Raw genomic sequence first — 13289 nt, 5'->3', positions numbered from 1 at the left:
CCCCCTCCGTCCGGTCGGACCGGCCCAGGCCGGTCCGAACCCAATCACCCATGCATCCCCAACCCATTGGCGATCTTCCAGATCCGCCAATGGTCATGCGGCATATGGCTCTGCACCAACCCAAAGGGCCGGAACGCATCATGCACCGCGTTCGAGAAACAAGGCACGCCCCCAACATTCGGACTTTCTCCGACGCCTTTTGCACCGATTGGATGGTGCGGAGACGGCGTCACCGTATAGTCGGTGATATAGTTCGGCGTCTCCCACGCGGTCGGCAGGAAGAAATCCATCAGCGTGCCAGTCTTAACGTTACCCATCTCGTCATAGGCAATCTCTTGCCCCATCGCGATAGCCAACGCCTCGGTTACGCCGCCATGAACCTGCCCGTCGATGATCATCGGGTTGATCCGGGTGCCGCAATCGTCCAGCGCATAGAACTTCCGAACGTCCCATTCGCCGGTGTCCACGTCGATCTCCATGACGCAGATATAGGCCCCGAACGGGTAAGTCATGTTCGGCGGGTCATAGTAGCTGACGGCCTCCAGACCCGGCTCCAGCCCTGGGATCGCCTGATTATAGGCGGCGAAGGCGATTTCTTTCATCGTCTTGAACCGCTCGGGCGCGCCCTTGACCGAGAACCGATCCACATCCCACTCAACGTCGTCGTCATGGACCTCAAGCAAATAAGCCGCGATCATCTGCGCCTTGGCGCGGATTTTACGCGCAGCCATGGCGGTCGCCGCCCCCGCCACAGGCGTAGACCGGGACCCGTAAGTCCCCAGACCATAGGGTGCGGTGTCGGTGTCGCCTTCTTCCAAAGTGATGTCATCCGCAGGCAGGCCGATCTCACTGGCAATGATCTGCGCAAAGGTCGTGGCGTGGCCCTGACCCTGAGAGATCGTCCCCAGCCGCGCGATGGCCGAACCCGTCGGGTGGATGCGGATTTCGCACGAGTCGAACATGCCAAGCCCAAGGATATCACAGTTCTTCACCGGACCAGCGCCTACGATCTCGGTGAAATGCGTCAGTCCAATACCGATCAGCTTGCGGGTTTTACCTGCCTTGAAGTCCTCAACCCGCTGCGCCTGTTCCGCGCGCAAACCTTCATAGTCCACGGCCTTCAGCGCCTTATCCCAAGCGGTGTGATAATCGCCCGAGTCATATTCCCAGCCCAGCGCCGACTGATATGGGAACTGATCGGCCTTGATGAAGTTGATCCGGCGCAGTTCAGCCGCGTCCATGTTCAGCTTAATCGCCAGAACCTCAATCATGCGTTCGATGAAATAGGCCGCCTCGGTCACACGGAAGGAACAGCGATAAGCCACCCCGCCCGGAGCCTTGTTGGTATAGACCCCATCCACGGCCAGATAGGCGGTCGGGATGTCATAAGACCCTGTGCAGATATTCATGAACCCCGCCGGGAACTTGGTTGGATCAGCACAGGCGTCGAACCCGCCATGGTCCGCCGTGGTGTGGCACCACAGACCGGTGATCTTGCCGTCCTTGGTGGCGGCGATCTTGCCCTGCATCCAGTAATCGCGGGCAAAGGCGGTGGACATCAGGTTTTCCATCCGGTCCTCGACCCATTTCACTGGCTTGCCAGTGACAATTGAGGCCACGACCGAGCAGACATAGCCAGCATAAGCCCCAACTTTGTTGCCGAACCCGCCACCGATATCGGGGCTGACGACACGGATGTTATGTTCCGCAATGCCCGAGATCAGCGACACAACCGTGCGGATCGCGTGCGGGGCCTGAAACGTACCATACAGCGTCAGCTTGCCTGTCACTTTGTCCATGCTGGCCACGGACCCACAGGTCTCAAGCGGGCACGGATGGGTGCGGTGGTAATACACCATCTCTTCGGCGACCACGTCAGCCTCGGCCAGAATAGCCTCGGTCGCGTCTTTATCGCCCTGCTCCCAGGTAAAAATGTGGTTGTGATGTTTGCGGGGGCCGTGTGCGCCCTCGGTTTGATCCGCGATGTCTTCGCGCAGGACCACATCGGATTTCAGCGCCTCGAATGGATCGGTCAGAACGGGCAGTTCTTCGTATTCGACCTCGACCAGTTCCGCCGCATCGGCCGCGATATAGCGATCCTCGGCCACGACAAAGGCTACTTCCTGTCCTTGGAACAGCACCTTTCCGTCGGCCAGAACCATTTGTTTGTCACCGGCCAGCGTTGGCATCCAATGCAGGCCCAGCGGGGCCAGATCTTCGGCCGTCAGAACAGCGATCACACCGGGCAGCGCCAAGGCGGCCTCTTTGTTCACGCTGACAACGCGGGCATGTGCGTAGGGGGAGCGCACAAAGTCGCCGAACAGCATGCCATCCAGCTTTATGTCATCGACATAATTGCCCTTGCCTTGGGTAAAGCGCACATCCTCGACGCGTTTGCGCGAGCTGCCCATGCCCTTGAGGTTGGCGGCGCGTTCTTCGGGGGTCATTGTTTGGTCGTTCATTCCGCGGCCTCCTTCTGAGCGTTCAGCATGTCAGCCGAGGCCGAGATTGCCTTGACGATGTTCTGATACCCGGTGCAGCGGCACAGGTTCCCTGCCATCCCGAAACGAATTTCTTCTTCGGTTGGGTTGGGGTTTTCCTGAAGCAGGCGATGCGCGCGGGTGATCATGCCCGGCGTGCAGAAGCCGCATTGCAGACCATGATGTTCGCGGAACATTTCCTGCAAGACACCAAGGCTGCCATCGTCGTTAGTGAGCCCTTCGACGGTAGTGATATCGGACCCGTTCACCTGCGCCACAAAGGTAGTGCAGGACTTGACGGACTTGCCATCGATATCAACGGTGCAAGCGCCGCAATGGCTGGTCTCGCAACCGATATGGGGGCCGGTGATTTTCAGATCTTCCCGCAGGAAATGGATCAGCAACGTGCGCGGCTCGGCCAGACCTTCGACCTCGCGCCCGTTCACGGTGAGTTTGACGTGCATTTTTGACATGTTATCCCCTCCTCAACCCGCGCGGTTTTGTGCGCGGTCGATGGCGCGGCGCAGCATCACAGCGGCCACATGTTTCTTGAATTCGACGGGGCCGCGGTTGTCAGCCACAGGTTCAATCGCATCCAGCATTGCCGCGACGCACCCGTTTGCATCACCGTCCGCCAACGCGGCGCTTGCGCTTTCGGACCAGATCGGCGTGTCAGCCAGGTTGGTCATCGCGACCGACGCCGTTCCGTTGCCCACCATCACCGCAGCCGCAGCCGTCGCATAATCCCCGATCTTGCGCTTTTGCTTTTCATATGCCTGACCGACGCCAGCGCCCGGAACCGGGATCGAGATACGTGTCAGGATTTCCTCATCCTCGCGCGCGGTGAAATACGCGGCCTCATAGAATTCGCGCGCAGCCACGCTGCGGTTGCCATCGGGACCGGACAGTTCAAACGTCGCGTTCAGACACTGCATCAACCCCGGCATGTCATTGCCCGGATCGCCATTGGCCACGTTGCCACCGACAGTGCCCATATACCGCACCTGCGGATCGGCGATCTGCAACGCCGCCTCGCGGATCAGCGGAATAGTGGCGGCAAGACCGTCATGGGTGATCAGCTCATGCTGCGTGACCATCGCGCCCAACGTGACGGTGTCGGACCCGATCTGGATGCCCTTCAGCTCATCAATGGCTTGAAGGTCAACCAAGTGGCCCATCTCTGCCATACGCAGCTTCATCATCGGGATCAGGCTGTGCCCGCCCGCGATCACCCGCGCCTCGTCTCCGTGTTCCTGTAGAATGCCGATGGCCGAGGCGATGTCGCCTGGCCGGTGATACTCAAAACCGGCTGGTATCATGTTTTTCCTCCCTGGGTCCGAAGCGATATGCCTTGGGGGACCTAGGGTAAGGAAAGAACGGTCACATCAGCCGTTCCAGTTAAGGGGAACGGGGCGCGCAGGTTGTTTCACGAAATGCGAATGGGCTGCACGAGTTGCGATCAAAGGCCCAGCGCGTCGCGAATATCAGAAAGTCGCGATCGGCTGACAGGGACCTTGGTCAAAGCATCAACATCGTCAAAGTAACAGGTGCCGTTGTCCTTGTGCCGCTCGAAACTTGAGACATGTTTGGGGTTCACCAGATAACTGCGGTGGGCGCGCAGAAAGCCGTCGGGCGCAAGTCGGGATTCTGCTTCGGTGATCGACCACGGGCAGAACAGCTTTTCCGCACCCATGTACAAGACGGTGTAATGCCCTTCGGCACGGATGGCGGCGATACGGGCGGGTTCGGCGAAAAAGGTCTGGCCTTCCCGTTCAAACGGAACCCCCGCCCGAAGCACCGCAGGCTCGGGTTCCGGGGTTGGGGCAGGCGCAGGCTCCGCCACAGCCGGCTCAAGGAAACTGACGCCGGTCAGCAGGAAGGCACCGCAGATCAGGAACACGGCTACGGTCACGCCCATCGCCAGAACCTGATTGTTCAGCGCGGGACCTGCACCGCCGGCGCTGTCACTGGCAACAAAATCCGTGAGGCCGGTGGCTACGAAATGCATTGAAAACACGGCCAGCCCAAAACAAGCCGTACCAAGCAGGATATTGCGCTGGGTGCGGTTGTCATAAGCTACCCAGATTGCCACCACCGACAGCCCCACCGAGGCCAAGGTCGAGATCGCAACATCCCAGGCGTTATAGACCGGGCGGCACAGCTCCATCCCAGCCATGCCAATATAGTGCATCACCACGATGCCAAGGCCGACGATGACGCCCGCGCCAACAATCGTTTGCACCGAGCGTGGCCTGAAATGCAGCAGCAACAGCGCCAGACCGACCATAAGGATCGCCACCAAAGCCGAGATCAGTGTGATCAGTGCATCATAATAGAATAGGATAGGCAGTTGCAGGCCCAGCATGGCCACGAAATGCATCGACCAAATCCCGCCACCCAGAACCACCGCAGCCAGAGCGACAACAATCTTGCGCCTCTGATCATCCAACTTGGACGCGCCATGCGTAAGGTATAGGCCAGTGAAGCCCGCCATCAGCGCTACGGCCAACGACGCCGCCACAAGCCAAGCGTTATGCGAATAGTCCAGCATTTCGGTTTGCGCGCCCTCCTCGACGCGAGGGCGACGTTAGCAAACGGATTTGATTGGGACAATTGGCTGAAAGGTGGAAAACAAACCATTCATGCGCACGTCATGGTTACAACGGCGCGCCTACTGGATGACCGCATTTTCCCACGCAGACAGAAACTTTTTTCGTTTCAAATCATCCAGAAATGTCAGCAAGGCCGGATTCAACCCGATTGTCTCATGATCCGTTGACTCACCCTGAGACATGAGCGGAGGAAGAGATAGCTGGCTGCCCTGCGCCACTGGCCTTTCTTCGACAAGGTACTGGATAAAAGCCTCGGCCGCGTCCGGTTGCTGAGTCGCCCTGGACACTAGCGCGGTGCGCATCATGATCGTTTGGAAATCGGTCGGAAAAATCACTTCAAGGGCATCCTTGCGCTCGGCGCGAACGGCTGCGTAGCTGCCAAGAACATTGTAGGCCACCAGAATTGTACCATCGGCAAGATCGTTGATCATCTCGCCGGAACAGCAATACAGGCGCACATCAAGGCCGCCCATGACCTCCATCAGCCGCCAAAATGTCTCGGACGCACGTGCGTCCTGAGTTGCAAAAAGGTAGCCAAGACCCGAGTCGCGCACATCATAGGTTCCGATCCTGCCCCGAAACTCTTCAGGCCGTTTGCGCAGCGCCTCGATCAGGCCCTGACGCGTCTGCGGAATGTCCTGACCCTCGAACGCTGCGCGGTTGATCACGATGGCCGCGGGTTCGGTCGTAAAGGCAAACAGGCTTTGGTGCCACTGGGCCCACGATGGTGTCTCGATATCCTTTAATGGCAGGGCAAACCCGTCATTTGCCAACTTTAACTGCAGGTCCATCGCGCTTGAAACGACAATATCAAAGGCATCCGGCGTGGCGCGGACGCGTTGATTGATATCGGCAGTCCCCGAAACAAGGTATTCGACACTGATATTGGGGTTCTGTGCGACAAATCCATCAATCAAAGGGGCGAACAATACCGTGTCCGTGCTGGAAATGACGCGCAGGCGCGGACCGTCTGCACCTTCGTTGAAGATCAGTTGATCTTCCCAATCGTCGGCCCATCCGAGTCCAGGCAGGACAAGCAGAACTAAAGCGATAAGATAACGCATGCGCCCCCCGATGGCTGATTTGTCAGAACAAGCGTGCCGCCATGTGCAATCGCCACGTCCTGAGCGATCGTCAGCCCCAGACCCGAGCCGATTGTTCCGGCCGCGTTTTTGCCGCGTTCGAACCTGCGGGTCAGTGTCTCAATCTCTTCAGGAAGAAAACCGGGGCCGGAATCGCTCACCTTGATTTCGGGCTTTCCGGTAATCTCAATCTCGACCGTGCTGTCCAACGGAGCGTATTTCAACGCGTTGTCGATCATGTTTCGCACCGCGTTCTGGATCAGAATCGGATCGCCGGAATAGGGGACCGTAGGATCACCTGTCATGGACAAAGACAACTCCTTCATTTCCGCGATTGGTGTCAGTCTTTGAACAAGGTCACGGATCAATTCGACCAAATCCACATCCTCACGCACAAGGTGGTCCGTGCGGAATGTAATCATGGCATGATCCAAAAGCTGCCCCGCCGCGCGCGAGCTTTCGTCGATTGCCCGCACCATCGCCCGCAGCGCCTCGCGGTTTTCCTTGCGCTCAACACGGTGCAGCGTCGCTTCGGCATAAGACCGCACGGTTGCCAAAGGGGTGCGGACACGATGTGCGGCCTCAGCGATGAAATCCTCGGACTGGCTGAGCGATTGATCCAAGCGCCCCATCAGAGAGTTCAGAGACATGACCAAAGGTGCCATTTCCCGTGGCACCGGCTTTTTGAAAGGGCTCAGGTCCTGAGGACCCCGCCGCGTGACGGATGTCGTCAGTTTGTTAAGCTGTCCGATCGTGGTCGACGTGATCCAGAAAGACAGCGCCGCCGTCAAAAGAAAGAACCCCAGCCCCAGAAATGCGGCATTGCGCGAGATCTGGTCGAGGGTCCGTGAAAGTGCGTCCTGCGTCTGACCAAGTACAACTTCGATTTCAGTCTGCCGGCCCAGCCCCACAAGCGTTCGGCTTGCGCTGACCTGTCGAATGCGTTCGCCGCGCAATTCACCGGATGTAAAGGACCAATCGCTTTGGGCTGAGGCCGCTGCCAGCCGCAAATCTTCGTAGCCGGACAGAAACACACCGTCCTGATAAATGGCATAAAACACCCTATCATCGGTTGGGGTAGTCAGCATCGAGAACGCGGCATAGGGAATATCCACCTCCAGCACCCCATCCCGCAGCGCGGCGGCATCAAGAATGGACGTCACGGACGCCTCAAGGATGTTGTCCTGACCTTGTTGGGCCACCTGTGCGGCATAGTTCCGAACCGCAAAGAACAACAACACGGCCAGAACCGCTGCACCGCCGATCAGGGTCAGAACAAGCCTGTTTCTGAGCGACCCTGAAACGTTGGGATTAGTGGTCATGGTCCAACCTGTACCCCAGACCACGCAGCGTGGTTATCTTCAAGTCCGAAGGCTCAAGATGTTTGCGCAGGCGACCGACATAAACCTCAATCGCGTTATCCGTCACGCTGTCATCATAAGAAAACAGCCTGTCAGCGAGTTTCTGTTTCGAAAACACGTGGCCGGGCGCATTGATGAACAACTCCATCATGCGCAGTTCCCGATTGCGCAGCGAAAGGGTTTCCCCGGCCACGGTTAAATGACCGGCCACAGGATCAAACACGACACCGCCGATCTCGATCGTGGATTTGGCGCTGCCGGATTTCCGGCGCAGGACGGCGCGGCAGCGGGCCTCAAGCTCGGCATGATCAAACGGCTTGGTCACGTAGTCATCCGCCCCCAGATCAAGTGAACCGATTCGATCCGAAACCTGACTGCGCGCAGTCAAAACGATCACCGGCGTGTCCAGACGGCTGGCCCGGTGCCGTTTCAGAAAGTCCCGGCCATCCCCATCCGGCAGCATGATGTCCAACAGAATCAGGTCGTATTCTTCGGTTTCGACAAAGGCAGTGGCGTCTTCCAAATTCGATGCATGATCAATGACATGGCCGTCCAGCCGCATGCGCGAACTGACCGCATTCGCGAGATCCAGATTGTCTTCGACAAGCAGAAATTTCATCGGGCCCAAACAGTATTTTGCCGCGTGACAGGTTGATGTCAGGTTGGTGTGTTTTTGTTCCGTCCAATCTGAGCCGCCATGCGGCCGGTTGTCAAACGGGAGGAAACCATGACGACATTCAAACTGGGCCGTCGCGCCCTAATCGCAGCTGTGGCCGCTATCGGCCTGACCGGTCCGGCGCTGGCCGAAGATCAGGTCGTAGACAGTATCCACTTTCTGATTCCCGGTGGCGCTGGCGGCGGCTGGGACGGCACGGCCCGTGGCACGGGCGAAGCGCTGACGAACGCAGGTCTGGTCGGAACCGCATCCTACGAAAACATGTCAGGTGGCGGCGGCGGCAAAGCCATCGGCTTTCTAATCGAAAACGCCGACAGCAATCACGGCACGCTGATGGTCAACTCGACCCCCATCGTGATCCGTTCGCTGACCGGCGTGTTCCCGCATAACTTCCGCGACCTGACTCTGGTTTCCGGCACAATCGGCGACTATGCGGCGATTGTTGTGGGCAAGGACAGCCCCATCAACTCGATGGACGATCTGCTGGCTGCCTTTGACGCTGACCCCGCAGGGACGGCAATCGGCGGTGGCTCGGTTCCGGGTGGTATGGACCATCTGGTGGCGGCTATGGTGATGGAAGCGGCAGGCAAAGACGCTCTGGCCGTGAAATACATCCCCTATGACGCAGGTGGCAAAGCCATGGCAGCCCTGCTGTCCGGTGAGATTGCGGCGCTGTCGACCGGTTTCTCGGAAGCCGTCGATCTGGCAAATGCAGGTGAGGTCAAGATCATCGGCGTAACCGCGGAAGAACGCGTTGACGCCGCTCCTGATGCGATGACCATGATGGAACAGGGTATTGATACCACCTTCGTCAACTGGCGCGGTTTCTTCGCAGCACCCGGCCTGCCGGAAGACAAGCTGGCGGCATATCAAGACGCAATCGCCAAGATGTACGACACTCCTGAATGGGAAGAGGTTCGGGCGCGCAACGGTTGGGTGAACATCCACAACTCGGGCGCTGACTTCCAGACGTTCCTTGAGCAGCAGGAACAGCAGATCGGTGATCTGATGAAGAAGCTGGGCTTCCTCTAACTGAAAACTGGCAGAGCGGACCGCCGCTCTGCCTTCCCCAAAGACAACAAAATAGGAGGGGGCATCATGGCGTTGGATCGCTGGATCGCGCTCGTTCTGCTGGGTGTTTGTTTAACATATGGCTACGCCGCCTGGTTCACGATGGACAGTAGCCTTCCCCCTTTCATGCAACGAAATCCAATCTGGCCAAGCACCTTCCCCAAAGTGCTGTCCATTCTGGGGATCATCACCACAACGATCATCCTGCTGGGCTTTGAAAAGTCCGAGGTGAAAGAAGCCGATATCGACTATCGGCGTCTGGGCGAATACCACCTGGATCAGGCGCTGATGCTGCTGGCTTTGATGGTGATCTATGCCCTGTGCCTGCGTCCTGTCGGTTTCCTGATTTCGACGTCGGCATTCCTGATCCTTGGCTCATTCATTCTGGGCGAGCGCAAGTGGCACATCATGCTGCCTGTTGCCTTCATTGCGACGGGGGCGGTCTGGTATCTGGTCCAGGAAGTTCTTGGCATCTACATGCGCCCGCTGCCGGGCTTTTTCGGAGGCTGACATGCTTGAAGGACTTCTGATCGGCCTGCAAACGGCATTCTCAATCCAAAACCTTCTGATGGTCATCGCGGGATGTCTGATCGGCACATTCATCGGGATGTTGCCCGGTCTTGGACCCATGTCGATCATCGCTATCATGATCCCGGTTGCGATCTCGATGGGCGACCCGTCCGCCGCGCTGATCCTGCTGGCCGGGGTTTACTATGGCGCGATCTTTGGTGGCTCGACATCCTCGATCCTGCTGAACGCGCCGGGGGTCGCGGGGACGGTGGCCTCAAGTTTCGATGGCTACCCGATGGCGCGACAAGGCAAAGCAGGCAAAGCACTGACAATCGCCGCGATCGCCAGTTTCGCAGGCGGCACGCTGGGTGCCGTGCTGTTAATGGTGTTTGCCCCTGCCCTTTCATCAGTGGCGCTTTTGTTCCATTCAGCCGAGTATTTCGCGCTGATGGTTGTCGGTCTGTCGGCCATCGCTGCCTTTGCTGGAAGCGGGCAAGTCGCCAAGGCCGTCATCATGACCGTTCTTGGGCTTATCATGGCAACCGTAGGCGAAGGCGCATTGTTCAACCTACCCCGTTTCACCATGGGGATTATGGACCTGCAATCCGGTTTTGGGTTCATCACGCTGGCCATGGCCATGTTCGCCCTGCCCGAGGCGCTGTTTCTGGTCCTGAAGCCAAAAGATCTGAGAGGTGATGATGGCGAGATCAAAGACCTGCGCATTACCAAGGCAGAAGCCAAGGCTATCGCACCTGTCGTGGGTCGCCAATCCGTACAAGGTTTCTTCATCGGTGTTCTTCCCGGCGCGGGCGCGACAATCGCCAGCTTCCTTGGCTACGCTGTTGAGCGCAACATTGCCCCGAAAGAGGAACAGGAAGAATTCGGCAAAGGCTCGATCAAGGGTCTGGCAGCCCCGGAAACAGCAAACAACGCCGCCTGTACCGGATCATTCGTTCCGCTGCTGACGCTGGGTATTCCCGGTTCCGGCACAACTGCGATCCTGCTGGGCGCGCTGATTGCCTTGAACGTGACACCCGGACCGCGACTAATGCTGGACGAGCCACAGATCTTCTGGGCGGTGATCATGTCGATGTTCATCGGCAACCTTGTCCTGCTGATCCTGAACCTGCCGCTGATCCCCTACATCGCCAAGGTGCTGTCGGTTCCCCGCAACTACCTGATCCCGTTCATTTTGTTCTTTACCCTGATGGGGGCCTATATCGGGCAGAACAATGCGACCGAGCTGTTGATCCTTGTTGGCTTCGGCGTCTGCGCCACGGCTTTGAAGTTTGCCGACTATCCGCTGGCCCCGCTTCTGATTGGGTTCATCCTCGGCGGAATGATGGAGGACAACTTTGCAAGGTCCATGCAGCTCTATGACGGAATCGCGTTTATCTGGGAACGTCCCATGACGCTGGGCCTGCTGGTCATCGCCGCGCTGCTGGTGCTGCTGCCCAGCTATCGCGCGCGCCGCGCGCGGGCACGGGCTGCCGGTATCGCTGATGGCGACTGAGCCTCTGGCAGCGATACGGGTTCTTGACCTGACGAATGTTCTGGCAGGCCCGTATTGCTGCTATCAACTTGCCCTGATGGGCGCCGAAGTGATCAAGGTCGAACGTCCACAGGGCGGCGACCTTGCTCGGGTGTTGGGGGCTGACCCGGATCGAAACACGGCCGGGATGGGGATCAGCTTTCTTGCACAAAACGCGGATAAGAAATCCGTCACACTGAATATGAAATCCGCCAAAGGCAAAGCCTTGCTGAAGAAGCTGGTGCAAACCGCCGACGTGCTGGTCGAAAACTTCCGGCCCGGTGTCATGGACCGCCTTGGCCTTGGCTATGACGTGCTGCGCGCTGAAAATGCCAATCTGATCTATAGCGCGATCAGCGGTTTTGGGCAGGACGGTCCTCGCAAAAAAGACCCGGCCTACGACCAGATCGTGCAGGGTATCAGCGGTGTCATGTCGATCACCGGAGCAGCCGATACAGCGCCCTATCGCGTCGGTTACCCGCTGGCCGATACCGTCGGAGGGCTGACGGCCGCCTTCGCAATCAGTGCCGCCCTGAACGCGAGGCCGCGCGGCGCGTTTTTGGATATCGCAATGTCCGAGGCCGTGGTCTCCACTATGGGTTGGGTGGTATCGAACTACCTGATCGGGGGCGTCACGCCGGGGGCGCATGGAAACGAAAACACCACGTCTGCCCCGTCAGGAACTTTTGCCACAGCGGATAATCCGATCAACATCGCGGCCAACCGCGACGAACAATGGCAGGCGCTCGCCCGGCACCTTGGGCGGGACGATTTGCTGGACAACCCTGACTATGCCACGCGCGAAGATCGCAAGAGGAACCGCCACGCCCTAAAGGACGATCTGGAAGCCACTCTGCGCACCCGACCCGCCCGGGAATGGGTTGGTGAGCTGAACGCCTTAGGCGTCCCGACCGGGCAGGTAATGACCGTGCCCGAGGCGCTGGACGACGAACAGCTTGCAGGCCGCGGATTGATTGGCACTCTGCCAGTTCAGAACGAAAAACTGAAACTGACCGGCAGCCCTGTCGTAAGGGACGGTCAACGCAGAATGCCCCGGACCTCGCCACCGGAATTAGGGGCGGATAATGTCGCGATCTGGTCAGAGCTTGGCCTGACTCGTGACGAAATCAACGCATTGGTGAAGGAGGGGGTCATATGAGCGATGTCGCCGACTGGTGGACAACATCCATCATCGACATGGAACCCGGACGAATAAACCTGCGGGGCACACCCATTCAGGACCTTATCGGCACCCTTGGTTTTGCGGAAATGATCTGGTTCATGGTGCGCGGCGACAGACCATCCCCCGCACAGTTGAAATTGTTCGAGGCCGCGCTGGTTGCAGCCGTGGATCACGGGCCGCAAGCCCCTTCGATTGCTACGGCGCGTATGGCGGTGACGTGCGGTCTGCCGCTCAACAACGCCATGGCAAGCGCGGTGAATATGCTGGGTGACGTTCACGGCGGTGCTGGTGAGCAAGCGGTGAACCTGTATCAGTTCGTCAACGCGCACTCATCCGCCGTTGGCCCGGCACTGGATGACTGGATCGCCGCGCAGGGGAAAATTCTGCCCGGGTTTGGCCACCGTTTTCACACCCCAACCGATCCGCGCGCCCCGCGTTTAATGCATCTTGTGGACGAAGCGATTGAGGCAGGTGCCTGTGACGGGCGCTACAAGTCCGTAGCGCATGACATCGAAGAGGACCTGGCCCGGCGCAAAGGCAAGCCCGTTCCGATGAATATCGACGGTGCCACAGCGGTGATCTATGCCGAGCTTGGTTTTGACGCACCGCTGGCGCGCGGCCTTTTTTGCCTGTCCCGATCTGTCGGCATTCTGGCACACGCTTGGGAGCAAACTCAGCAGGGTGGCCGAAACAAGGGTCCGACCCCACCAAAGTACCGCTGGACGTATCGGCCCAACGCCACTTGAAGGGTAAAAGGGTTCTAAAGGGTCTTTTGAACCGCGC

General features: G+C 58.7%; 12 protein-coding genes. 5 read left to right on the top strand and 7 right to left on the bottom strand.

What is annotated here, in order from left to right:
* Nucleotides 1–44: 44 nt before the first annotated feature.
* The 7 genes from GOV88_RS11290 to GOV88_RS11260 form a co-directional block, all read right to left on the bottom strand.
* Nucleotides 45–2462 carry an aerobic carbon-monoxide dehydrogenase large subunit gene (locus tag GOV88_RS11290; protein ID WP_171240492.1) on the bottom strand — a complete coding sequence of 806 codons (2418 nt, stop codon included), beginning with the start codon at nucleotides 2460–2462 and terminating at the stop codon, nucleotides 45–47.
* A complete protein-coding gene (locus GOV88_RS11285) occupies nucleotides 2459–2953 on the bottom strand; it encodes a (2Fe-2S)-binding protein (RefSeq protein ID WP_171123669.1) in 495 nt (164 codons plus the stop codon). The genes GOV88_RS11290 and GOV88_RS11285 overlap by 4 nt, the downstream gene beginning before the upstream one ends.
* Before the next feature lie 12 nt (nucleotides 2954–2965).
* A complete protein-coding gene (locus tag GOV88_RS11280; protein ID WP_171240491.1) occupies nucleotides 2966–3799 on the bottom strand; it encodes a xanthine dehydrogenase family protein subunit M in 834 nt (277 codons plus the stop codon).
* A gap of 140 nt (nucleotides 3800–3939) precedes the next feature.
* Entirely contained in the window at nucleotides 3940–5031 is a 1092-nt protein-coding gene (locus GOV88_RS11275; RefSeq protein WP_171123674.1) for an MHYT domain-containing protein, read from the bottom strand.
* A 120-nt stretch (nucleotides 5032–5151) separates the two neighbouring features.
* Nucleotides 5152–6156, bottom strand: a complete 1005-nt coding sequence (locus GOV88_RS11270) for an ABC transporter substrate-binding protein (protein ID WP_171240490.1) — start codon at nucleotides 6154–6156, stop codon at nucleotides 5152–5154.
* Nucleotides 6135–7496 (bottom strand): sensor histidine kinase, encoded by a 1362-nt coding sequence (locus GOV88_RS11265; RefSeq protein WP_171240489.1) that lies wholly within the window; start codon nucleotides 7494–7496, stop codon nucleotides 6135–6137. The genes GOV88_RS11270 and GOV88_RS11265 overlap by 22 nt, the downstream gene beginning before the upstream one ends.
* Nucleotides 7486–8154 (bottom strand): response regulator transcription factor, encoded by a 669-nt coding sequence (locus GOV88_RS11260; RefSeq protein ID WP_171123680.1) that lies wholly within the window; start codon nucleotides 8152–8154, stop codon nucleotides 7486–7488. The genes GOV88_RS11265 and GOV88_RS11260 overlap by 11 nt, the downstream gene beginning before the upstream one ends.
* 108 nt (nucleotides 8155–8262) lie before the next feature.
* Here GOV88_RS11260 and GOV88_RS11255 point away from each other — a divergent pair, with 108 nt between their 5' ends.
* The 5 genes from GOV88_RS11255 (at nucleotide 8263) to GOV88_RS11235 (ending at nucleotide 13252) form a co-directional block, all read left to right on the top strand.
* Nucleotides 8263–9243 (top strand): tripartite tricarboxylate transporter substrate binding protein, encoded by a 981-nt coding sequence (locus GOV88_RS11255; protein ID WP_171123682.1) that lies wholly within the window; start codon nucleotides 8263–8265, stop codon nucleotides 9241–9243.
* Nucleotides 9244–9309: 66 nt separating this feature from the next.
* A complete protein-coding gene (locus tag GOV88_RS11250; protein WP_171123684.1) occupies nucleotides 9310–9792 on the top strand; it encodes a tripartite tricarboxylate transporter TctB family protein in 483 nt (160 codons plus the stop codon).
* A 1-nt stretch (nucleotide 9793) separates the two neighbouring features.
* Nucleotides 9794–11305 carry a tripartite tricarboxylate transporter permease gene (locus GOV88_RS11245; protein ID WP_171240488.1) on the top strand — a complete coding sequence of 504 codons (1512 nt, stop codon included), beginning with the start codon at nucleotides 9794–9796 and terminating at the stop codon, nucleotides 11303–11305.
* Nucleotides 11295–12482: a CaiB/BaiF CoA-transferase family protein gene (locus tag GOV88_RS11240; RefSeq protein ID WP_171240487.1), complete on the top strand. Its 1188-nt coding sequence runs from the start codon at nucleotides 11295–11297 to the stop codon at nucleotides 12480–12482. Before GOV88_RS11245 ends, GOV88_RS11240 begins: the two co-directional genes overlap by 11 nt.
* A complete protein-coding gene (locus tag GOV88_RS11235; protein ID WP_171240486.1) occupies nucleotides 12479–13252 on the top strand; it encodes a citryl-CoA lyase in 774 nt (257 codons plus the stop codon). The genes GOV88_RS11240 and GOV88_RS11235 overlap by 4 nt, the downstream gene beginning before the upstream one ends.
* The last annotated feature ends 37 nt before the right edge of the window (nucleotides 13253–13289 follow it).

It is taken from the genome of Ruegeria sp. HKCCA5491 (assembly GCF_013034565.1).
Lineage (GTDB): Bacteria > Pseudomonadota > Alphaproteobacteria > Rhodobacterales > Rhodobacteraceae > Ruegeria.
The sequence above is the reverse complement of the archived record's forward strand: the minus strand, read 5'-3'. Positions and strand labels throughout refer to the sequence as shown.